General features: G+C 70.0%; 16 protein-coding genes. 10 read left to right on the forward strand and 6 right to left on the reverse strand.

Translation table 11 applies throughout. From position 1 onward, the window contains the following. Position 1: 1 nt before the first annotated feature. The 3 genes from POL67_RS36265 (at position 2) to POL67_RS36275 (ending at position 4894) form a co-directional block, all read left to right on the forward strand. Complete coding sequence (locus tag POL67_RS36265) at positions 2 to 1750, forward strand: sigma-54-dependent transcriptional regulator (RefSeq protein WP_271925208.1); 1749 nt, start codon at positions 2 to 4, stop codon at positions 1748 to 1750. Positions 1751 to 1984: 234 nt separating this feature from the next. Continuing rightward, the gene (locus POL67_RS36270) at positions 1985 to 3940 is read left to right on the forward strand and encodes a cellulase family glycosylhydrolase (protein ID WP_271925209.1); all 1956 of its coding nucleotides are present in this window, start codon (positions 1985 to 1987) and stop codon (positions 3938 to 3940) included. Positions 3941 to 4045: 105 nt separating this feature from the next. Beyond that, positions 4046 to 4894, forward strand: coding sequence for a hypothetical protein (locus tag POL67_RS36275; RefSeq protein WP_271925210.1), 849 nt, complete (start codon positions 4046 to 4048; stop codon positions 4892 to 4894). Here the strand turns inward: POL67_RS36275 and POL67_RS36280 are convergent. Further along, positions 4864 to 7965 (reverse strand): serine/threonine-protein kinase, encoded by a 3102-nt coding sequence (locus tag POL67_RS36280; protein ID WP_271925211.1) that lies wholly within the window; start codon positions 7963 to 7965, stop codon positions 4864 to 4866. The genes POL67_RS36275 and POL67_RS36280 overlap by 31 nt on opposite strands. A gap of 201 nt (positions 7966 to 8166) precedes the next feature. On the opposite strand from POL67_RS36280, the gene POL67_RS36285 reads away from it, so the two are divergent. Continuing rightward, a complete protein-coding gene (locus POL67_RS36285; RefSeq protein ID WP_271925212.1) occupies positions 8167 to 8760 on the forward strand; it encodes a superoxide dismutase in 594 nt (197 codons plus the stop codon). Positions 8761 to 8841: 81 nt separating this feature from the next. Next, on the forward strand, positions 8842 to 9765 hold the full coding sequence (locus tag POL67_RS36290) for a hypothetical protein (protein WP_271925213.1): 924 nt from the start codon (positions 8842 to 8844) through the stop codon (positions 9763 to 9765). Between the two features lie 10 nt (positions 9766 to 9775). Here the strand turns inward: POL67_RS36290 and POL67_RS36295 are convergent, their stop codons facing one another. The 3 genes from POL67_RS36295 to POL67_RS36305 form a co-directional block, all read right to left on the reverse strand. Further along, positions 9776 to 10249, reverse strand: a complete 474-nt coding sequence (locus tag POL67_RS36295) for a hypothetical protein (RefSeq protein ID WP_271925214.1) — start codon at positions 10247 to 10249, stop codon at positions 9776 to 9778. Between the two features lie 26 nt (positions 10250 to 10275). Continuing rightward, positions 10276 to 11355 (reverse strand): phosphotransferase family protein, encoded by a 1080-nt coding sequence (locus tag POL67_RS36300; RefSeq protein ID WP_271925215.1) that lies wholly within the window; start codon positions 11353 to 11355, stop codon positions 10276 to 10278. Between the two features lie 67 nt (positions 11356 to 11422). Further along, complete coding sequence (locus POL67_RS36305) at positions 11423 to 12079, reverse strand: glutathione S-transferase family protein (protein ID WP_271925216.1); 657 nt, start codon at positions 12077 to 12079, stop codon at positions 11423 to 11425. A 161-nt stretch (positions 12080 to 12240) separates the two neighbouring features. On the opposite strand from POL67_RS36305, the gene POL67_RS36310 reads away from it, so the two are divergent. The 3 genes from POL67_RS36310 to POL67_RS36320 are packed head-to-tail and all read left to right on the forward strand — an operon-like array spanning position 12241 to position 15004. After that, positions 12241 to 13236 (forward strand): carbohydrate kinase family protein, encoded by a 996-nt coding sequence (locus POL67_RS36310; RefSeq protein WP_271925217.1) that lies wholly within the window; start codon positions 12241 to 12243, stop codon positions 13234 to 13236. After that, entirely contained in the window at positions 13233 to 14084 is an 852-nt protein-coding gene (locus POL67_RS36315; protein ID WP_271925218.1) for a BtpA/SgcQ family protein, read from the forward strand. Before POL67_RS36310 ends, POL67_RS36315 begins: the two co-directional genes overlap by 4 nt. Positions 14085 to 14116: 32 nt before the next feature. Then, positions 14117 to 15004, forward strand: a complete 888-nt coding sequence (locus tag POL67_RS36320) for a DUF4241 domain-containing protein (RefSeq protein ID WP_271925219.1) — start codon at positions 14117 to 14119, stop codon at positions 15002 to 15004. Positions 15005 to 15013: 9 nt separating this feature from the next. Here the strand turns inward: POL67_RS36320 and POL67_RS36325 are convergent, their stop codons facing one another. Beyond that, positions 15014 to 15925, reverse strand: a complete 912-nt coding sequence (locus POL67_RS36325) for a hypothetical protein (RefSeq protein WP_271925220.1) — start codon at positions 15923 to 15925, stop codon at positions 15014 to 15016. 107 nt (positions 15926 to 16032) lie between these two features. Here POL67_RS36325 and POL67_RS36330 point away from each other — a divergent pair, with 107 nt between their 5' ends. Next, on the forward strand, positions 16033 to 16410 hold the full coding sequence (locus tag POL67_RS36330; protein ID WP_271925221.1) for a sensory rhodopsin transducer: 378 nt from the start codon (positions 16033 to 16035) through the stop codon (positions 16408 to 16410). Between the two features lie 3 nt (positions 16411 to 16413). On the opposite strand, the gene POL67_RS36335 is transcribed toward POL67_RS36330, so the two are convergent. Beyond that, positions 16414 to 16860, reverse strand: coding sequence for a hypothetical protein (locus POL67_RS36335; protein ID WP_271925222.1), 447 nt, complete (start codon positions 16858 to 16860; stop codon positions 16414 to 16416). Between the two features lie 298 nt (positions 16861 to 17158). On the opposite strand from POL67_RS36335, the gene POL67_RS36340 reads away from it, so the two are divergent. Continuing rightward, positions 17159 to 19468: a squalene/phytoene synthase family protein gene (locus tag POL67_RS36340; RefSeq protein WP_271925223.1), complete on the forward strand. Its 2310-nt coding sequence runs from the start codon at positions 17159 to 17161 to the stop codon at positions 19466 to 19468. The last annotated feature ends 132 nt before the right edge of the window (positions 19469 to 19600 follow it).

The raw sequence follows: 19600 nt of genomic DNA on the forward strand, positions 1-19600 counted from the left end.
CATGCAAGAGCTCCTCGCGACGCTCTGCGCCTCGCTCCTCGCGGCACGAACGTTCGAGGGGGCCGCGGGCGCCACGCTCGCGCCCATGCTCGGCCGCGCGTCCGAGGCCCTCGGCGCGGGCCGTCACGCGGGCCGCGGGCGCATGCTGCGCGGAATGGTGCACCTGCGCCCCGGCGACGGGTATCGAGGCCTCGTGGTGATGGAGCTCGGCGCGGCCGCGGCGCGGCTCATCGAGGCGGGCACGCCGGCGCACCTGCCCTCGGCGTCGGCGTGGCGATGGGTCGCGACGTACGGGTGCGCGGTGACGATTGACGTGACGCTCGGCAAGGTGGAGCCGCACCTCGGCGGGGGCGGCGTCGTGGTGCGCGAGAAGCTCGCCGGGCCGGACGTGGCCTTCGGGCGCGAGAGCGCGGCGCGGTTGCTCGAACGAGCGGCGACCCACCTCGCCGTCGTGCCGCTGCGATTGCCAGGCTCGGTGATCGGGATGATCTCCCTCGAGGCCGACTGTCAGGCGGCAATTGGCCGGCTCTTCTGGGGGCCCGAAGTGCTCGGGGCGCTGCAGCTCCTCGCGGACGTCGCGGCGCCGCACCTCGCGTCGCTGCCCATGGCACCCCCGCCCGCCGCGCCTGCGGACGAGCTTTTGCCCGTGCTCGGGACGAAGATGGCCGGGCTCGTGCAGATGGCGCGTGTTTTCGCCGAGCAGGAGGAGACGATCCTGCTCGGCGGCCCGACGGGCGCTGGGAAATCACGCATCGCGCGCTGGTGCCACGCGCAATCGCGCCGCAAGAGCAAGCGCTTCGAGGCGCTCGATCTGATGACGGTGCCCGACGAGCTGCAAATGGGCGAGCTCTTCGGGTGGAAAAAGGGCGCCTTCAGCGGCGCCGTCACCGACAACCCAGGCGCCGTGGCGCGCGCCGACGGCGGGACGCTCTTCATCGACGAGATCGACAAACTCTCGTTGAAGGCCCAAGCGGGGCTCTTGCAGGTGCTCGAGGAGCGCCGGTATCGCGCGCTCGGCGACGGCTCGGGCGAGCGGCGCGCGGACGTGCGGTTCCTCGTCGGGACGAACGCGGATCTCGGCGCCGCCGTCGCCGCGGGAAGGTTCCGAGAGGATCTTTATTATCGAATCAACGTGCTGCCGGTGAAGCTCCTCCCGCTCGACGAGCGCGCGGACGAGATCCCGCCATGGGCGCATTACATGCTCCAGCGACGGCACGCGGAGAGCACGGCCGAAGGGCGAGCCCACGTCGCGCCGGAGGCGGAGCGGGCGCTCGTCGCGGCGCGCTGGCCTGGCAACCTGCGACAACTCGACAACATCATCCGTCGAGCGTACGCGCTCGCCCTGGTGGAGCACGGGGGAGCCACGCGCGAAATCACGCTGGAGGCGCGGCACGTCGAGCGCGCGCTCGGATACGAGGGGGGCGGCGGGGCGAAGGATCCGGCGTTCGCGTCGATCCGACGGGCCGCGGAGGCGGTCGTCGACGAGGCGGAGAGGCGCGAGGCCGCAGGGGAGGCGCTGGATCTCGATCTGGCCGAGGCGTTCCGCGGGGTGGTGCTCGGGACGGCGGCGCGCCGCAAGAACAGCAAGGAGGCGGCCTTCCGGCTGCTCGGCAAGGCGGGCGTGGTGCAGAACCGGAACCACCAGAAGGCGTTCCGGCGTGAAATCGAGAAGGTGAACACACTCTTCCGCGCGCTCGGGCAGAACGGAGAGGGGCCCTTCGACGATCTCGTCGAGAAGGACGAGACGTAGCGTCGCGGGCAACGGCGGCGCGTCGGCGGGAACGCGGGGCGCGTCGCCGCGAACGCCGCAGGTGGCGGGAGCCTCACGTAAACGGTGGAAACATGCGGGCGGGCGGCAGGAATGCCCGCCGGGCGGGGCTGGCCCGACCCTTGCGATAGGGCCCTGTCGAAGCGCGTCGACGCCAAGGAAATCGGGCGACGCGCACAGGGAGATACGTTTGTCATGAGGAATCATTCTTCTTCGATGGGTCGTGCGCGTGCGACGTGGGGCGGGGCGGCGCTGCTGCTCGTGGCGGGGACGCTGGCCGTCGGGCCGGGGTGCGCCGAGGTGGAAGAGGTGGGGACGGAGGAGATGGCCGAGGCGGAGATGGCCGAGGGGGAGACGGCGGAGGCCCCTGCGGCGGTCATCAGCGCGCCGAGCCGCGTCGGGCCTTACGGGGTGGCGAAGCTCGCCGATGGGACGCCGGCGATCGTCGATGGGAATGGCAATCGTGTGGTCTTCCACGGGGTCTCGCGGCCTGGCCTCGAATCGACGTGGCACGGCGAGGGGCCGAGCCAGCCGAGCCTCTACATCCCCGTCCCGGATCCGCAGATCCCCGGCGGCGCGCGCCTCACGCCGGGCATCCACCCGGACGAATATGCCCACATGAAGCAATGGGGCTTCGATACGGTCCGGCTGCCCGTGTCCTGGGATTACCGCTGTTATGGCGACCGCCTCGCGGACGCCCTCAGCGCGGATCCCGACGCCGATCTGCCCTGCAACAACCCCGCGGTGTGGGAGATCTACTGGCAGATCATCAAGGACAACGTGAGGAAGATCCAGGCCCAGGGGATGGACGTGATCCTCGACGTCCGCTCCGACGCGAGCGTGCGGGGCTCGAATGGGGTCAAAGAAAACGACTGGAATCACATGCCGCACGTCTGGACGGCCGAGGACGGGACGGCGCAAAACGTCTTCATCGGCCGGAACCTGCAAGGTCAAAACCTCTACGGCAACGCCGGGGTCGGGAACTTTTTGCGGCGGCTCGGGCACGAGCTCGGGCACAAGCCAGGGCAGCCGAACGACGGGATCGATCGATCCCGCGTGGTCTTCGAGATCTTCGACACGCCGCACGTGCCTTGCACGAACACGGCGGATTGGTCCGAGGACGAGATCTGGCGGATCTGGCTCGACGGCACGAAGAACCCGGACGGGTCCTACGGGACCAAGAACTGCACGTTGCCCAAGGCGGACGGGAGCGGGAGCGTCACGAAGAGCTTTACGTACGCCGGGATGCGGGTGCTGTACGAGCGCGTGCGCGAGTTCGGCGCGCAGAACGTGGTGCTCGTGCCCGCGATCGACGGGGTCGACCTGCGGCGCGTGTGGCAGCCGCAATACCAGATCACGGGCGCGACGAACCTCGCCTACGCGGCAAAGCCGTACTTCTGGTTCGCGAAGGACAACGGCGTCGCGGGCGTCGAGAACCTGGCCACGTTCGAAGCCCTCTTCGATCAGTACTTCGGCTACCTGGCGACGCAGGCGCGCCTGTTCCCGGTGGTGATCACGGAGTTCGCTTCGGGCGAGGCGACGAGCTGCACGAATGACGAGGAGGTCGATTTCCTGCATTCGGTGCTGCTGTATGCGACGCGCCCGAACAGGCAGTTCGGGTGGGCGGCCTGGTCGTGGTTCTTCCCCGATACGCCGGCCTTGCGATGCGGCTATTACAGCTCGCTCCTCGACGGCTGGCGTGGCCCGGGGGGCGGGGCGCCGGGGGCGAGCCTCCTCGGGCGCGGGGTGCTCGAGTTCCTGAAGGCCACGCAATACATCTGGCCCGAGGTGACGGTGCTGAACGATTTCACCTGTGACCCGAACGTGCCCGGCACGCTCACCTGGGCGATGAAGCACGCGCTCCCCGGGCAATGGGTGCGCTTCGCCGTGCCGCGCGACACGAATGGCAACACGACCATGCATACCAGGTGCAACCTCCCGCCCATGAAATGGGGCGTGCGTATGGTCGGAAATTCGCCCTATGCGCAAGGCGTTTGCTCGGGGGGGCGCACGACGATCGACGGCACCGTCGCCTCCGGCCACGGGCTCGTGCTGGAGGGGAACAACGACCTCACGAACATCACGGTGCAGCATTTCCCCGGCACCGAGATCATCGAGCTCTCGCCGTACCAGAGCAGCAACAAGTCCTGGTGCGTGCAGGTCTCCCCGTGACCGTCGAGGGCGGGCGGCGGCCATCGATGGACGCCGCCCGCGGCTCGAAGTAAACAGCCAATCGAACCCTCATCGCCGCAGATCATCACCCGGACGGAGGATTTCTTGCTCAACGGACCGTTTGCCGACAACACCACCCTCGAGGTCGTCCTCCAGGGCAACGTCGTGGGGTATGTATTCGCATGCCCACCGAGCCTTCGCGATGAGCGCGTGCACCAGGAGCAGCGCTGGGTGCTCTACGAGGGCGCCCTGCCCTTGCCTCCCACGGGGATCGTGCTTCGCACGCCGATCACGCTGCGAGAGCCCGTCACGACCCTCGCGGACTGGAATGCGACCTGGCCGGGGCTCTGGCGCAAAGGGGCCCATTACGTGAAGGTGTACAGCGCGAGTTACGACTCCATCCGCACGGCGGTGCCCCCTCCGGCGCCGCCCCTGTCCGACGCGCGGTCGGCCGGCATGACGACCGGCGTGTCCCTACCGACGAAGCGGACCTCGAAGGCGCTCGACGGCGGAACGGGAGAAAGGACGGAATGGGGAGCCGAAGGCGGAGAGCAGACGGATGGCGACAAGCGCGACCAGATCGATTATCGCTTCCAGTCGGGCGTACCCATCGCGACGTACGACGCCACGACCTATGGGCAAATCCGTGGATACGTCTTCGGCACGGCCATCCCCGCGACGAGCGGCTACCGAACCAACATGGAATGCTGGACGCTCCTGCCTGGATATGCCCCCCCGGGGAGCCGGAGCGGCGCGAGCCAGATGCCGCTCGAGAAGGTGGCGCGAGACGAGTCAGGGCTCGTCGGGGTCGTCACCAATCCCGGCCAGATCTTGCCCACGACGGTGAACAGCCTGGGGACCTTCCAGCAGTTCTCCAGCGCGGTCTGGAAGGAAGGCTCGACCTATGTAATCGCCACGTGCGCTTATCTCGACGCGCCGCCCGCCGACCCCTGATCCCCCTCGATGGCCGCGCGCGCCTCGTCCACCGAGAGCACCTCCATCCGCATCGACCCATACGCCGGCGGGACCCCCGCGCAGAGCTCGGCCAGGGCCCCACGATAGCGATCACGTACGTCCTGGAACACGAGGGCCAGCATGCCGAGCATCTGGATCCCGAGGCCCGGCACCGGGCACGCGGCGACCTGCATTGCAAGCTCCAGGCCCTCCCCCTCGCCCACGCGCCGGCCACAGGTCACGGAAAGGCAACGCGCGAGGAGCGACGCCCAGCGTTTGCCCATCCCCGTCCAGATGCGATCCGCTCGCTCGGCGAGCGCCCGCGCGAGGTCCCGATCGCCGCCACGGAAAGCGACCGCGGCCTCGTTCATGCAAACGAGCCCCTCGAGATCCGGGACACCGAGCCGCTCGACGGCGTCGATCAACTCCCGATCGGGCCGCTCGACCCGGCACGCGCGATAACCGACCGCGCGCAGGAGCCACTCCGCTCGCGCCTCGAGATGCGCGTGCCGGCACCTCTGCGCGAGCGCACGCGCCTCCGCCGCGTACGCCGCGGCCTCGTCGAATCGAAAGGTCTCCATGCGCGCCGAGGCCGCATTGTCGAGCGCGGCGATACGCGCGGCGAGGAAAGGTTCCGCCGCAGCGACACGGAGGTGCAGCCGCGCCGCGTCCTCGAAATGGCCGTCCTGGTACGCCTTTCGCGCGAGCCCCGCGTCGAGCACCACGCGCGCCGCGCGCTCCCCGGACGAAGCGGCCCACGCCTCGACCTCCCGGAGCACGGCCGCGAGTCGCTCCGGTGAATCCGGCCCGCGCCGCGCGCTCGCGATGCGCAGGCGCTGCCGCCATGCCTCCAGGCGAACCTCGGCGAACGGAGCGACGGCGTCGGCCATGGCAAAGGCGCGATCGGCGCCCGCCGCGAGGGCGAGCGCCGCGCGCACGAGCGCCTCGAGGTGCGCCACGTCGAAGGTAGGCGGGCGCGTGCGGCAGAGTTCGTAGAGGATCCGATCGAGCGCAACAGGCGTCCCCTCGGAGAGCGCGATTTCGGTCCACGAGGAAAGCAAGGAATGCTCGCGCGCGACGGCGCGTGGATCCTGCGCGAAGGGGCTTTGCCGGACGAAAAGCAACCCCTCGCGGATGGCCGTCACCGCGTGGCCGAGCCGCCCCTCCTCGGCAGACCGGCGCCCGCTGGCCTCGGCCTCGAAGGTGATTTCGAGGCACTCGTCGATCGAGCCGCCCTCGGCCCCGCGGAGCAGGCGCAAGAGCCGTCCCTCGGTGCCACGCGCGCGGCGCGCGGCGAGGGCGCGGTGGATCGCCCGCACGCGCGCCGTCGGCAGGCGCGGCGCGAGGCCCAAGTGCATTTCGGAAGGACCTTCTCCCCGTCGATGCGGCCCTACCCCGAGGCCCCTGAGCTCGGCGACGAGCGCCTCCGCGGCCCAGGGGGGTTTGCCCATCGCCATGGCGACCTCCAGCGGAGGATACTCGGGCAATCCAAGCTCGATCGAGGCCACGAGCTCCTCCAGGTGGGAAGGAATCGCCGGGGGTTTGTCTGCGGACGGCGGCGAAGGCGCGGGCGGCATGGCTTCGAGTTGATCGAGCGCGTCCCGATCGATCACGAACACCGCGCCATCCCAGCGCGCGAGCCCTGCGCGTGTCCAGGCTTCGAGCTCGTTCACGACACGCGCGGCCACGCCCCCCGTCCGGGCGTCGAGCACGCGCGCCGCGTCGGTTTGCAGGTGAAAGAGCCGATCCGGTCCGGCGAACAGCGGGCGGAGGTCGGCCGCGTCGAGCGGCCGGAGCGGGATCTCCTCGAAATCGCGCCAATGCCCTCGACCCGTGGCCAGGATCGCGCCCGATCCGCGTGCGCGCTCGAGCGCCTCGCGGGACCAGCGATCGAGCTCTTCCACGTCGTCGACGGCGAGGACCACGCCCTCTCGGAGCAAGGAGCGCAGTCGCTCGTCCACCCACGACGCGACGGCGCGGAGCGCACCCTCGCGCGGGAGCGGCCCGATCACGGGCGTGAGGCTCTCGTAAGGCCAGGGCGAGGGCGGGGCGCGAAGCACCACACGTCCCTCGCGGGAGAGCGCCTCGGCCGCCTCGGCGAGGGCGCGGGTGCGACCCGTGCCCGGCTCTCCCACGAGGTACAGGAATTGGTTTGTCCGGGCAGCCTCGACGAGCGCACGCACGGGACCGTGGCCCCCGAGGCGAGGCAGGGCCGTCCTCTGCGCGGCTTTTTGCCCCCCGAGGCTCCCGAGCGCCTCCGCCGCTCCGCGCGGCCGATCCTCGGGCTCGATCGCGAGCATTCGCTCGACGAGCGCGGAGACCTCCTCGGGGACGCCGGGGGAGATCCGCACGAGCGGCTCCGGGCGCTCGGTGAGACGCGCGACCATGAGCTCCTGGAGGCTCCCTGCGCGGTGCGGCAGTCGCCCCGCGAGCGCCTCATAGAGGAGCACGCCGAGCGCATAAAGATCGGTCTCCGGCGAGGCCGCCTCGCCGCGGAGCTGCTCGGGCGCGAGGTACGGGAACGTGCCCTCGATGTAGCCGGCGGGTGTATCGTCCTCATTCGACAAACGCCCCGAGGAGAGGCCGAAATCGAGGATCGTGGGCCTCCCGTCTGCGCCGACGAGCACGTTATCGGGCTTGAGGTCGCGGTGAACGATCGCCGCGGCGTGGATCCGCGCGAGCGTCTCCAGCACGGCGACCGTGGTGCGGGCGATCGCGGGCCACGGAACGGGGCGATCGGCTCCGGGGAAGGGCAACCCCGCGACGCGCTCCATCACGAGGAACGGGCACCCCTCTTCCGTCCCCTCGTCGAAGAGGCGCACCACGCCGGGCAAGCGCAAGAGCCGCAGCGTGGAGATTTCCCTGCGCGCGCGGGCCGGATCCGCGGCCCCTGCGCGCAGGAGCTTCACCGCCACGAGCTCCCCCGCGAGCGTGTCCCGCGCCTCCCACACCTCGCCGTGCCCGCCGCGCCCGAGCTCGCGGAGCAGCTCGTAACGATCGGCGATCCGGGCGGCGGGCCGCGGTTGAAAACCTACGCCGGGATCACGGTCAGCCGAGGTGTGCGGGGACATGGCCGATCTTGCCGAGCCTAGAGCATCGGCCGGTTCGATGCTCGGACGATCGCGAAGCGCTCTTCCCTCGGGACAGAAGCGCAAGCGCATCCAGCGCATCGGCGAGCGTGCCAAGCGGTTGGAGGTCTGCCCACGCATTGGAGGCTGCCTTGCGCCGCATTGCTTTCGCACCTACGAGAAGAAGCGAAAGAGGAGGCGAACATGGCCATCATCCCGGCGAAGTACACGGCGAAGGACTATTCGGCGCTCAAGGGTCTGCAAGGCATCACCGACGATCAGGTCGCCGTCCACCTGACGCTTTACAATGGGTACGTCACGCGCTCGAACAAGCTGAACGAGACGCTCGCGTCGATGGTCGCCGAGAACAAGGCGAGCACGTTCGAATACAACGAGCTGAAGCGCCGCGCGGGCTGGGAGATCAACGGCATCCTGCTCCACGAGTATTACTTCGACAACCTCACATCCAAGGCCACGGACGGCAAGGACACGCGGTTCGCGGAGGCCATCGCGCGCCAGTACGGCAGCTTCGACGACTGGAAAAAGGACTTCCTCGGCGTCGCCAAGATGCCGGGCGTCGGCTGGGCCATCACGTATTTCGACCCCACGCGCGGCCAGTTCGACAATTACTGGATCGACCGCCACGACGTCGGCCACCCCGCCGGGCACCGCCCGATCGTGGTGCTCGACCTCTGGGAGCACGCGTGGAGCGCGTACCTCAAGCCCACCGAGCGCGCGAAATACCTCGAGGACTTCTTCGCGAACGTGAACTGGAGCGTCGTCGACGGGCGGCTCTGATACGGGCCCAGGCGATCCCCCTCCGCGAACGCTCCCACTGATTTTTGGAACTCGGTGCGGCCTCGTGGTATGGCCGCTGTCATGCGATCCAGTGTATTAGGGTTCGTCGCCGGCGCCGCGCTCCTCCTCGGAGCGATTCCCGAGGCGTCGGCGGACGGCGGCCAAGCATCGGTTCCCGACATCGTGCTCCTGAAGGACGGCGGGATGTTGCGCGGGACCATCGTCGAGAAAGACCCGGAAGGGTCCGTCACCATCCTGCTACCGTCCGGGAAAAGTCGCACGGTGGACATGGATGATGTCACCTATGCCGGCGCGGAGTCCGCGAGGCCGAAGGCGAAGCCGGACGAAGACGACGAGGACGAGGACGAGGACGAGGCTCCGGCGCGCAAGGGTCGCCGCAGCAAGACCAAGCCCTTCATCACCGTCAAAGCCGGCGAAGCCTCGCTCAAGCTCGAATCGGACGAGCCCAATGCGACGTACCACGTCCGCTCGGGCTCGGCGTACGTCGTCGGGTCGCGAGGATCTGCGGTCGGGCAGTCGTTCACGGAGATCTGCACGGCCCCGTGTGAGGCGAGCTTGCCGGTGGGGACCCATTACCTCGCCCTGTCCAAGCAGGGGGGCGTGCCGGTCCTCAGCGCGGATCCGGTGCGCCTTGACGGTCCCTCGCGCATCGTCGGGTCGTACACGTCGAACGCGGGCACGCGAATGGCGGGGCTCGGCGTGCTCGTCGGCGGCATCGTCGTCGGGGGGGTGGTCATGCTGGTGCCCATCATGACGCGTGACCCCGGAGAGGAGTTCAGCTCCGCTCCGCTCGTCATCGGAGGCGTCCTGCTGCTCGGCGGGACCTTCGGCGGCATGCTGCTCATGATGCGACGCGACGACGTGAAATTCGAGATCACGCCGCTCGAAGAGGCGCGCGGGGGTCCCACGACCCCGCGCGCGACGATGGCCGCGCTCCCTGCGCGGGGCATCACGACCGGCGCAGGGTTGCGCGTTTCTTTTTAGCGGCCACTCGTCAGGGAGGCGGCTCCGCCGGGGGCAAACCCACGCGGAGCATGGCCTTGTTCGGCACCGTCTCCACGAGGCCGATCCATACCCCCGTCGCCTGCTGATAACACACCTTCCCGCCCGGCAATTCGCGCCCGATGCTCACGTCTTTCGTCTCGCTCCCGCGGCGAATCGTGATCCGGGCCATGGCGAGGTTCCGGTCCGCGGCGACGGGCGTGTATTTCACTTCCCGCACCGTGACCTCGACGCCTTGTTCGAAGGCGAGCGCCTTGTTCACCTCGACGCCCACGCCCGCGAGCGGCGCGTTGCCCGGGGCCGACGCGGGACCGAGCCAGCGCACGTTCTGCACGACGGGCGGCTGCGGGCCCTCGCATTGCATTGACGCCTGCGTGGGCGCCTCCGGACCGTCCAGCGTGGCCTCGGACGAGGCCCCGCATCCGAGGAGACCGAGCCCGAGCATTGCCGCCAAAAACCCCCGCATGATGTTCCTCCGTGCTCCCATGGTGATCAACCCGGGCGAACCCCGGCGATGTTGCATCCGAGATCGGCCAGCGCGAAAACCGCGGCCCCGAACGCGCCCGCGCTCTCGGAGCTCGCGTTGCCTTGCAGGCTCCGCTTGTAGACGCCCTGCGCGATCGCCGCCAGCCGAAAGATGCCGAACGCCATGAAATAAGGCCAGTCCTCGATCGCGCCCCGGCCCGTGAGCTTGCAATACGCCTCGACGATCCCCGGTTCGTCCGGAATGCCGAGCGCCCCGAAATCCGCGCCGACGAGGCTGCCGCGCCCCGGGAGCGCGAGGTGATACCCCATGCAGAGATACGCGAGATCACTCACCGGATGCCCCAGCGTCGAGAGCTCCCAGTCGATGATCGCGAGCGCCCGGGGCTCGCTGCCCGCAAAAATCACGTTGTCGATGCGGTAATCGCCGTGGACGAGCGTGGTCTCGTCGTGCTTCGGCGCGCTCTTGCCGAGGAAGGCCATGAGCGCCTCCATCGCGGGCACGTCGCCGGTGCGCGACGCCTCGTACTGGCGCGACCAGCGCTGCACCTGGCGCGGGACGAATCCGCCGATCTTGCCATAATCGCCGAGGCCGACGGCGGCGTACTCCACGCGGTGGAGCGCGGCGAGGGCCCGGACGAGGTCGTCGTAGATCGCCCGGCGTTCGTCCGGGCCGCTCGTCCCGGGGAGCTGCGGATCCCAAAAGATCCTGCCCGGGACGTGGCGCATGACGAAAAACGGTGTGCCGATCACGGCCGGATCCTCGCAGAGCGCCAAGGCCTCGGGCACGGGCACGTCCGAGCCGGCGAGCGCGCGCATGACGCGGTATTCGCGCTCGACGGCGTGCGCCGAAGGCAAGAGCTCCCCCGGCGGCTTCTTGCGCAGGACGAGCTCCTGGTCGCCGTCCGGGCCCGAAAAACCGATCCAGTACGTGGGGTTTGACTGGCCGCCCTGGAACTGGAGCGCGGTGGCGGAGCCGCCGCCGCGACAAGCGTCCACGTTCGCCACGAGCCAGCGCGTGAGCGAGGCTTCGTCGATGCGGTGGGCTTCACGCGGAGGGCGGGCGCTCTTCGGCGGCACGAGGGGCATGGCGAGGGGCTTATAACACGAACGCCCCCACCGTCGTCGATTGGAAAGGCGGTTCGTCGCGAAGGGCTCAGCCGCGGCGCGCGTTCGCCATGGCCCGCGCGAACGCCTCGCGGCTGTCTTCGAGGACCCGCGCGAAGTGGGGGCGCTGGCGGATCCGCTCGACATACGCCGCGACTTCGGGCACGTCGGCGAAGGCGTCCGCGCCGAACACACGCGAGGTGGCCAGCGAGATGAGCGGGAAGTGCATGGCCGCGGCGCAGTCGGCCACGGTGAGCTCGGCGCCGGCGAGGAACGGATCGAACTTCGCGAGCTGCAAGAAGGCGCGGACGCCCTTGGCGAGATCGGCCTGGATCGCGGCCTTGGCCTCGTCGGTGAGCGTGCTGCCCATGAACGCGGCGGGATAGGTGCGGCGCGCGACGAGCTCGACGTTGAGCTCGAAGACCTGGACGAGCTCGCGGACCTTGGCGCGGGCAAACGGATCGCGCGGATAGAGGGGGTTGTCCGGGTATGCGTCCTCCAGGTACTCGCAGATCACCTGCGACTCGCAGAGCACCCCGTGCGGCGTCTCCAGGAAGGGCGCCCGGCCCATGGGGGAACGCGCGAGAAATGCGGGATCCTGGGAGGGCCAACAGCTCGGATCCTCCTCGTGGGGGATGCCCTTCTCCAGGAGGACGAGGCGGACCTTGTTGTGGTAGTTGCTGATGCGAAAGCCGCAGAGCTTCATGCGTCGAAATCCCCTTTTCGTTCGGCAGGTGAGGAATGCCGGGGGCGCAGGATGGACCGGATGGGGGGCCGTTGGGAAGGGGCGCGCCAAAACCACGCGGATGCTCGCTCTTTTGAACGGGATGGTCGGGGGATGGGTTCCGCGCTAGGCTCGCCGGCCCCATGGTTTTTCTCGTCGTCGGCGACGCCAACGCAGACCTCAGCAGCACGCTCGCGCGTTTCCCGGACGAGGGCGACGACGTGGCGATGACGGCGCTCGGGTACAGCAGCGGCGGCTCGGGCGCGAACGTGGCGACGGCGCTCGCCAAGCTCGGCGCGCGCGCCCGGCTCGTCACGGCGGTCGGGCGGGATCCGGGAGCCGACATCGCGCTCCAGGCGGCCAGGCAAGCCGGCGTAGATCTTTCGTTCGTCGAGACACACGCCACGCAGGCCACCGGGCACTGCATCGTGGCCATTTCCCCTGGCGGCGAGCGGACGTTTTTGAGCTTCCGCGGCGCGAACGCCGCGGTCGCGTGCCCCGATTTTGCGGCGGTGTTTCAGGACGTCATGCACCTGCACGTGGCGGGGCACGCGCTCCTCGAAGGTGAGCAGGGGACGACGACGCTCGCATTGATGGAAGAAGCGCGCTGCCGCGACATCCCCATTTCGCTCGATGTTTGCCTGCCGCTCGTCCGGACCCGCGCCACGGAGCTCCTCGCGCTCGCCCCGCGGTTTTCCGTGCTCTTCGGCAATACGAGCGAGCTCGGCGCGCTCGCCCCGCCGGATCATCATGCTTCCCACGAAGCCGCCATGGCGGCGCTCCTCGCGGCGGGCGTGCCGCTCGTCGTGGGCAAGCTCGGGGCGAACGGCGCCGTCGTGGCCGAAGGGTCCACACGAACGTTCCTGCCTGCATTCCCCGCCGACGTGCGCGACACGACGGGCGCAGGAGATGGGTTCGTCGCGGCATTCCTTTACGCCTGGCGCCGCGGCGCCTCCCACGACCATGCGGGCAGGCTGGGCAACGCCGCGGGCGCGCACGTCGTGAGCCGCCTCGGCGCGGCGGCGTCGCTGCCGGGGCGGGAGGAGCTCTTGCAAGTGATCTCCACGCACGGCGGCGAGCTTTCATCTTTGCGAATCTTGTTCACGGACGACAAACCATCGATCGGGAGAGACACATGACGCCTCCGTGGAAGGCGCGCCTCGACGCGCTCAAGCTCCGGGACCTCGGGGACCTCTTCGGCACGAAAAAGCCCGTCCTCGGAATGGTGCATTGCTGGCCGCTGCCCGGCGCGCCGGGGTATGCGGGCTACGGGATGGAGGTGCTCCTGGAGAACGCGATCCGCGACGCCCGCGCGCTCGCGGAGGGCGGCGTGGACGGGATCATCGTGGAGAACATGTGGGACGTCCCGTTCCGCGCCGGATCCCACATCGCGCCCGAGAGCATTGCGGCGCACGCAGTCGTGGCGCGGGCCGTGGGGCAAGCCGTGCCCTTGCCGCTCGGCATCAACCTCGTGCACAACGGCGGGGTCGCGCTGCTCGGAATCGCGATTGCCGCAGGCGCGAAGTTCGTCCGGGTCTGCATGCTCGCGGGCGCGGGCGTGTGGGAGGCGGGCTCGTGGGACGAGGGGTGCGCGGCGGAGCTTTTGCGGCGGCGCAAGGAGCTCGGCGCCGAGCACATCAAGCTGTTCGCCGACGTCGACAAGAAGCATTCGGTCAGGTTCCCCGGCATCGATCTCGCGACGCACATCGAATGGACGCGTTTTTCCGGGGCCGACGCGCTCATCGTGTCGGGGAAAATGACCGGGGACGCGCCGGATCTCGCGAAGGTGCGGGAGGCCAAGGCGCTCGCCGGGGATTCGCCGGTGCTCATCGGCAGCGGCGCGACCGAGGAGAACGTGACTGCCTTCCTCGGCGCGGCCGACGGCGTGATCGTGGGGTCGAGCATCAAGGAGAACGGGCGCATCGAGGAGCCCGTCGATCCAGAGCGCGTGCGGAGGTTCGTACGGGCCGCGCGCGCCGCCGGTTGATGTCACGACGTTTCGAGCTACCCTCGCCCACCGTGCCTCCCTTCCGACGCGCCCTCCCGCCGACGTTATCGCTCGCGACAGGTTTGGTGTTGATCTCGCTCTCCGGGTGCAGCGCCTCGTCCACGCCCACGTCTCCGGGCAATCCCTCGGCGTCGCAGGAGCGCCCGAAGGCGAGCGTACCTGCGCCGTCGCAGATCGATTTTCACGACCTCTTCACGGGCGCGCCGCTGCGCGAGCGCGATGCGGAGACCGACGAGCTCGTTGCCGTGCGCACGCGTCGGTTGGGCATCGGAATGCTCGTGGTGCCGACGGGAAAACTCATGGCGGGGGATCCGCTCGCGAACCTCTCGGCAAACCACGTGCTTTCGCGCGCCGTCCCGCCGGGGCGTTACCCCGTCGAGCTGCTCCTCCAGGACGACGAGCGAGGCCGTGCCCATGAGCTATTGCTCGCGCGTGTCGTCTTTGGTGCCGGCCGCCCGGCGCGATGGGAGACGGCGGCGGTCGCGGGAGACAATGCCAAGTCGTCCCGCCCCGGCGCGCGCACGGGGTATCCGTCCGACGCCGCGACGGGCTGCTTCATGGATGCGAGTGTGTTCGCCGAATACATGCCGCCGGGCCAGGTACGAACGTCCGTGCGTAACGGCGTCGTCCACGAGGACTACATCCCTGACGGTCGCGCCGAGCGAAACAGCGGCGAGCTCATTCGGGCGCTCGGGGCGACGCGCGGCGCGGAAGGCGGGAGCCTCGGTCATGCCGAATGGAAAGGGACCGTCGGAAACATCGTCGCGTTCGGGCTCGGCGGGGATCAGGTGGTCCCGACGTACTGGGGGATCGACGCGAGCGGCGCGGCCGTGGAAATCGTGTCGGTGATCGACCTCTCGGAAAAGCGGTTTCCGGACGTGCGCTGGCCGGATGGATGAGAAAGCCGGCTACGGCTCGGCGAATGCGCGGTACACGGCCGGATCGGTGATCGAGCGCAGTTTGCCCGAGCCGCCCACGAAGACGTACCGCGTGAGCACGAGGCCGATCTTGCCGCCGAACCGCGTGATCTTGCGGCAATCGGCGGTATACGTCGTGTCGTCCGCGCCGGCCGAGAAATCGCAGAGCTCGTGCACGGTCGCGTAATCTTCGTATTTGCCAAACTCGTGCTCGAAGACGGCGACCGCCTCGGCGCGTGATTTTTCCTTGAGGAAGACGCGCACGCGCTCATCGAAGAAGCCCGCGAGCGCGGAGGCGCGACGCGCATTCAACGTCCGTTCGAGGTCGAGGACGTTTTTCGCCATCGCCCGAAGCATGGCCGGCTGGATGTCGCGGCCAGCCGCGGCGAGCGCGGGCGTGCAGCAGGCCCCGGCGCGGAAGGGACTCGCCTGGGCCCCGGGAGCGACGGTTTTTCGGGCGCAACCCGCGGCGCCGCCGCGCACGACGAACCCCGCGTCGCGCTCGGGCGTGAGGGTCCAGGTCTCGACCGCGGCGACGGCCGGATCGGCCTCGCAAGCGGCTTGCCATTGCGTGGCCGTGCAAAGGTGTTTTCCCGCGGCGACGCAGGCGTCCTCGGCGGCGAGCCAGGCCATGCCCTCGTCGCCCGCGGCGCGCTCGAAGGAAAACTCCCCGAGGAGGCTCCCGTCCACGAGCGTCTTGCTCGCCACTTTGCGGGACGCAAGCGCGGGGAGCGGCGGCGCGGCGGGCGGCGGCGGCGCGGCGCTCGGCGGCGCGAGGGCCACGCTCGCGGGGGGTGATGCGGACGGCCTGGTCTCCGGGTCCTTCGTCGGGGACGCGCTTTCGTCCCGACAACCGACGCCAAGGGCGAACGAGAGGACGAGGAGCCCGACGCGGACGAACATTTCGACACAGCATACAAGCAAGCGCGGGGGAAGGGAACGCGGCGCGCGGGCACAGGCGCTGCAGGCGGCCTTTCTCGGGCGGGAGCGCCCGGACGAGGGGGACCTGGATGAGCAAGCCGGCGGGGTGCAAACGGTGGTCGGTCGCAGAGGGGCACGTGGCGAAGCGGGCGGGCAGCATCGAGCTCGACGGCGCGAACGACGTGCTCTGGCTGCTCAATGCCTCCATGCACGAGGCGCACGTGGAGATCATGGTGTACTTCGAGCACCGCGTGCCGGCCGGGCCCTACCTGCTGACGCTGCTTCCCGAACGGAGCCGGCGTGTCCGCTGGCAGGACCTCGAAGGCCCGGAGCCGCTGCCGATCGGAACGGATTTCGCGAGCGTGATCGAGTCGGACGTCCCGATCGTCGTGCAATACACGCGCGTCGGCGCCGGCGGCGCGGGCGCGATGACGACGATCGCGCACTCCGAGCGTTGTGGCATGTGAGCCTCAGCGGATGGGGGTGCAATTCGGGTAGAGCCGCTGCATCGCGGTCGCGCTGCAGAGCGCGAGGATGTCGGCCTGCATGAGCGCGGTCTGCCGCGCGGCGCGCTCATAACAGTCGATCGGCGCGAGCGACTCGGCGCAGCGGCAGAGCTCTATCGCCTGCGCGGAGAGCAGGAGCCCGGCCGAGGCCCGCTCGTAGCAGGCGATCGGCGCGTCCGACGTCGCGCCGAGGCACAGGAGATAGGCGTCGTTCTGCGCGAGCAGCGTGCGATCCCGCGCGCGCTCGTAGCAGCCGAGCGCGGGGAACTCCTCCTCCGTCTGGACCGGGACGAGCGCCGCGGCTTGCGGGCGCGCGCCGCGGGGTTCCTTGGAAATGGTGGGCGCGTCGCGCTCACAGGCAGCGAGCGAGGCGACGAGCGCAGCCCACGACAAGGCGCTCCTCGTGCTCATGTCCGTCCACGTATGCAATGGTCAGGCGAGCGCGTATCGGCCGCGCCGGAAAGGCAGGCCGATGCGAAAAAGACTTCGCGCTCGTACCGCCTGAGCAAAAAAAAGCGCGCGAACGTAGGCAACGTCCCCTTGACACGATTGCCCTCCATGCGCCATGTACGGCCTCTCTGCAAAGTCGGACGATCGGACCGATCCGTGAAGACGGCAATGCAGTACACAAACGCTAGACACTGATTCTTCGATTACTTCGTTGACAGCCGAGACCACGAGGCGCCGGCATTACAGGGAGCGGCACGGAATGGCCAGGCATGACGTTTCTGGGCTCCGCGACGTGGGGCTGCGGATTGGTTTGTCCGATGAGGGGGGCGGGGCCATGGCCGCCGCGCTGGAGGCGCTCGCCGCGCAGAGGGTCGCCGATCGCGATTTCTGCGTGCAGACGCTGCCGCGCGTCTCGCGGACGTTCGCGCTCTCGATCCTGTCGTTGCCCGAGGCGCTCTCCGAATCCCTCTGCGCCGCGTATCTCCTGTGCAGGGTCGTCGACAGCATCGAGGACGCGAATCCGATCCCGCCCGAGACCCGCGTATCGCTCTTCGACGCGTTCGACGCGCTCATGCGGGGCGAGGCGCGGTCTTTGTCCGAATTCGAGGCTCGGTTCGCGGACGAGGCCCTCGGCATGGCCGAGGCCGATCGCGCGCTCTGCAAGGGGGCGGGCGCGGTGTTTCGCGTGTTCCGCGGCCTGCCCGCCGCCGATCAGGAGGCGATCCGGCCGTGGGTGCTGGAGATGAGCCAGGGGATGCGCGAGTACGCGGGGCGCGCGGACGCCGAAGGAAAGACGCGCATCCGCGACGTGCGCGACCTCGAGCGATATTGTTATTTCGTGGCCGGCACGGTGGGCGAGCTGCTCACCTCGCTCTTCGAGCGCACGGTGCCCGGGGCGAGCGAGGAGGTTCGCAAGGCGGCCCGGAGCCGCGCGACGCGGTTCGGGCTCGGCCTGCAGATGGTGAACGTGCTGAAAGACGTCGCCGAGGATCTCGATCGCGGCGCGTGTTTCTTGCCGGAAGACGTGCTCGCCCGGCACGGGGTTCGTCGGGACGTCCTGCTCGCGCCCGAGGCGCGCGCGGGTGGCCTCGCGGCCGTGTCCGAGGTGTGCGCGATCGCGCGGGGGCACCTCGACGCCGCGGTCGAGTACACGCTTTGCTGGCCCGGCCGCGAGGGCGCGGAGGTGCGCGCGTTCTGCGCGGTGCCGCTCGCGCTGGCGATCGCCACGCTGCGCGAGGTGGAGCGGGGCGATAACACGCTCGTCCGCGGGCGCGAGCCCAAGATCGACAAACGCCTCGTGGCCGAGGTTCTCGCCGGCGCGCGGCGCGCGGCCGAGAGCGACGCGGCGCTCAACGCCCTGTTCACCCGCGCGGCGGAGGCCGGGCCGAGCGCGCCCGCGGGCGTGTCCGGGCGCGGGGCGATGCCGCTGCTCCGCGCCCGGAGGCCGCCGGTGCCACCCGAGCGGCGCGCGTCGATGACGGTGATCCGCGGCGGCGCGGACACGAAAAAGACCTCGGGCGAGGCATCTCGGAGCGACGCGCGGACCCGCGAGGGGCGCGTGCTCGTCACGGGCGGCGCGGGGCACCTCGGGCAAAACCTCGTGCGGCGCCTCGTCGCCGAGGGCAAGGAGGTCCGCGTGCTCGTGCGGGGCGCGCGAGGCGCTTCGGCGCTCGCGGGTTTGCCCGTCGAGGTCGTGACCTGCGACGTGCGTGACGCGGACGCGCTCGGCGCGGCGACGCGCGGCGTGACGGAGGTGTATCACGCGGCGGCCATGGTGGCCGAGGGCGACGAGCAGGCGTTTTTCGAGACGAACGTGCTCGGGACACGCGCGCTCCTCGGCGCGTGCCGCGAGGCGGGCGTGCGGCGGGTCGTCGTGACGAGCTCGCTCGACGCCGTGCGGTACGACGACGCCCGCGGCGCGCCGATCGACGAGGCGACGCCGCTCGACCCGTTCTCCGCGCATTCGCCGCACGCGCGGACGAAGGCGCTCGCGGAGCACGAATGCTTGAAGGCCGTGGCCGACGGGCTCGACGTGGTCGTGGTCGCGCCGACGACGCTGGTCGGGCCCTTCGACGAGCGGCCGAGCGCGATCGGGCGGGCGCTCGTGGATCACGCGAACGGCAAGCTCCGCGCCTTCGCGCGCGGCGCGCTCCTGCTCACGTCGACGCGCGACGCGGTGGAGGCCCACCTCGCGGCGATGCGGAGCGGGCGCAAAGGGCAGAAATACGTGATCACGACCGAGCTCGTGTCGATCGACGATCTGCTCTCGTTCTTCGAGGAGGCGAGCGCGCGTCGCCGCCCGCCGTTCGCCGTGCCGGCCTTGCTCGCGCGGACGTCCCTCGCGCAGAAGCTCGCAGCCGCGCGGATGCTCGGAGGCGAACGCCCGCCCGGCGCGCCCGCGCCCGCGTCCTCGCCGCGGCGCGCGGATACCTCGAAGGCGGAGCGCGAGCTCGGCTTCGTGCCCACGTGCGTGCGGAGCGCGATTTACGACGCATACGCCGATTTCTTCCGTCGGGCGCTCGTGCCCGAGGGCCCCGCGTCGCGCGGGGCCCACATCACGCGGCCGTGAACGCGTGAGACCCGGGGTGGTCCTGACGCACGGTTTGTCCGGGCGTCCGGGCCGCCCTCGATTCGACAGGGGGGGACCAGTTCAGGGGTGCCGCCGGCGAACGCCGCGGCCGTGGATGACGAACGAGGTCCT

It is taken from the genome of Polyangium mundeleinium (assembly GCF_028369105.1).
Taxonomy (GTDB): Bacteria; Myxococcota_A; Polyangia; order Polyangiales; family Polyangiaceae; genus Polyangium; species Polyangium mundeleinium.

Bases quoted from the DNA above. Each gene is read 5' to 3' on its own strand.
- POL67_RS36285 (WP_271925212.1), top strand. From the start codon at position 8,167: ATGGCCATCATCCCGGCGAAGTACACGGCGAAGGACTATTCGGCGCTC.
- POL67_RS36325 (WP_271925220.1), bottom strand. From the start codon at position 15,925: ATGTTCGTCCGCGTCGGGCTCCTCGTCCTCTCGTTCGCCCTTGGCGTC.
- POL67_RS36295 (WP_271925214.1), bottom strand. From the start codon at position 10,249: ATGCGGGGGTTTTTGGCGGCAATGCTCGGGCTCGGTCTCCTCGGATGC.
- POL67_RS36280 (WP_271925211.1), bottom strand. From the start codon at position 7,965: ATGTCCCCGCACACCTCGGCTGACCGTGATCCCGGCGTAGGTTTTCAA.
- POL67_RS36335 (WP_271925222.1), bottom strand. From the start codon at position 16,860: ATGAGCACGAGGAGCGCCTTGTCGTGGGCTGCGCTCGTCGCCTCGCTC.
- POL67_RS36265 (WP_271925208.1), top strand. From the start codon at position 2: ATGCAAGAGCTCCTCGCGACGCTCTGCGCCTCGCTCCTCGCGGCACGA.
- POL67_RS36270 (WP_271925209.1), top strand. From the start codon at position 1,985: ATGGGTCGTGCGCGTGCGACGTGGGGCGGGGCGGCGCTGCTGCTCGTG.
- POL67_RS36340 (WP_271925223.1), top strand. From the start codon at position 17,159: ATGGCCAGGCATGACGTTTCTGGGCTCCGCGACGTGGGGCTGCGGATT.
- POL67_RS36315 (WP_271925218.1), top strand. From the start codon at position 13,233: ATGACGCCTCCGTGGAAGGCGCGCCTCGACGCGCTCAAGCTCCGGGAC.
- POL67_RS36310 (WP_271925217.1), top strand. From the start codon at position 12,241: ATGGTTTTTCTCGTCGTCGGCGACGCCAACGCAGACCTCAGCAGCACG.
- POL67_RS36290 (WP_271925213.1), top strand. From the start codon at position 8,842: ATGCGATCCAGTGTATTAGGGTTCGTCGCCGGCGCCGCGCTCCTCCTC.
- POL67_RS36300 (WP_271925215.1), bottom strand. From the start codon at position 11,355: ATGCCCCTCGTGCCGCCGAAGAGCGCCCGCCCTCCGCGTGAAGCCCAC.
- POL67_RS36305 (WP_271925216.1), bottom strand. From the start codon at position 12,079: ATGAAGCTCTGCGGCTTTCGCATCAGCAACTACCACAACAAGGTCCGC.
- POL67_RS36330 (WP_271925221.1), top strand. From the start codon at position 16,033: ATGAGCAAGCCGGCGGGGTGCAAACGGTGGTCGGTCGCAGAGGGGCAC.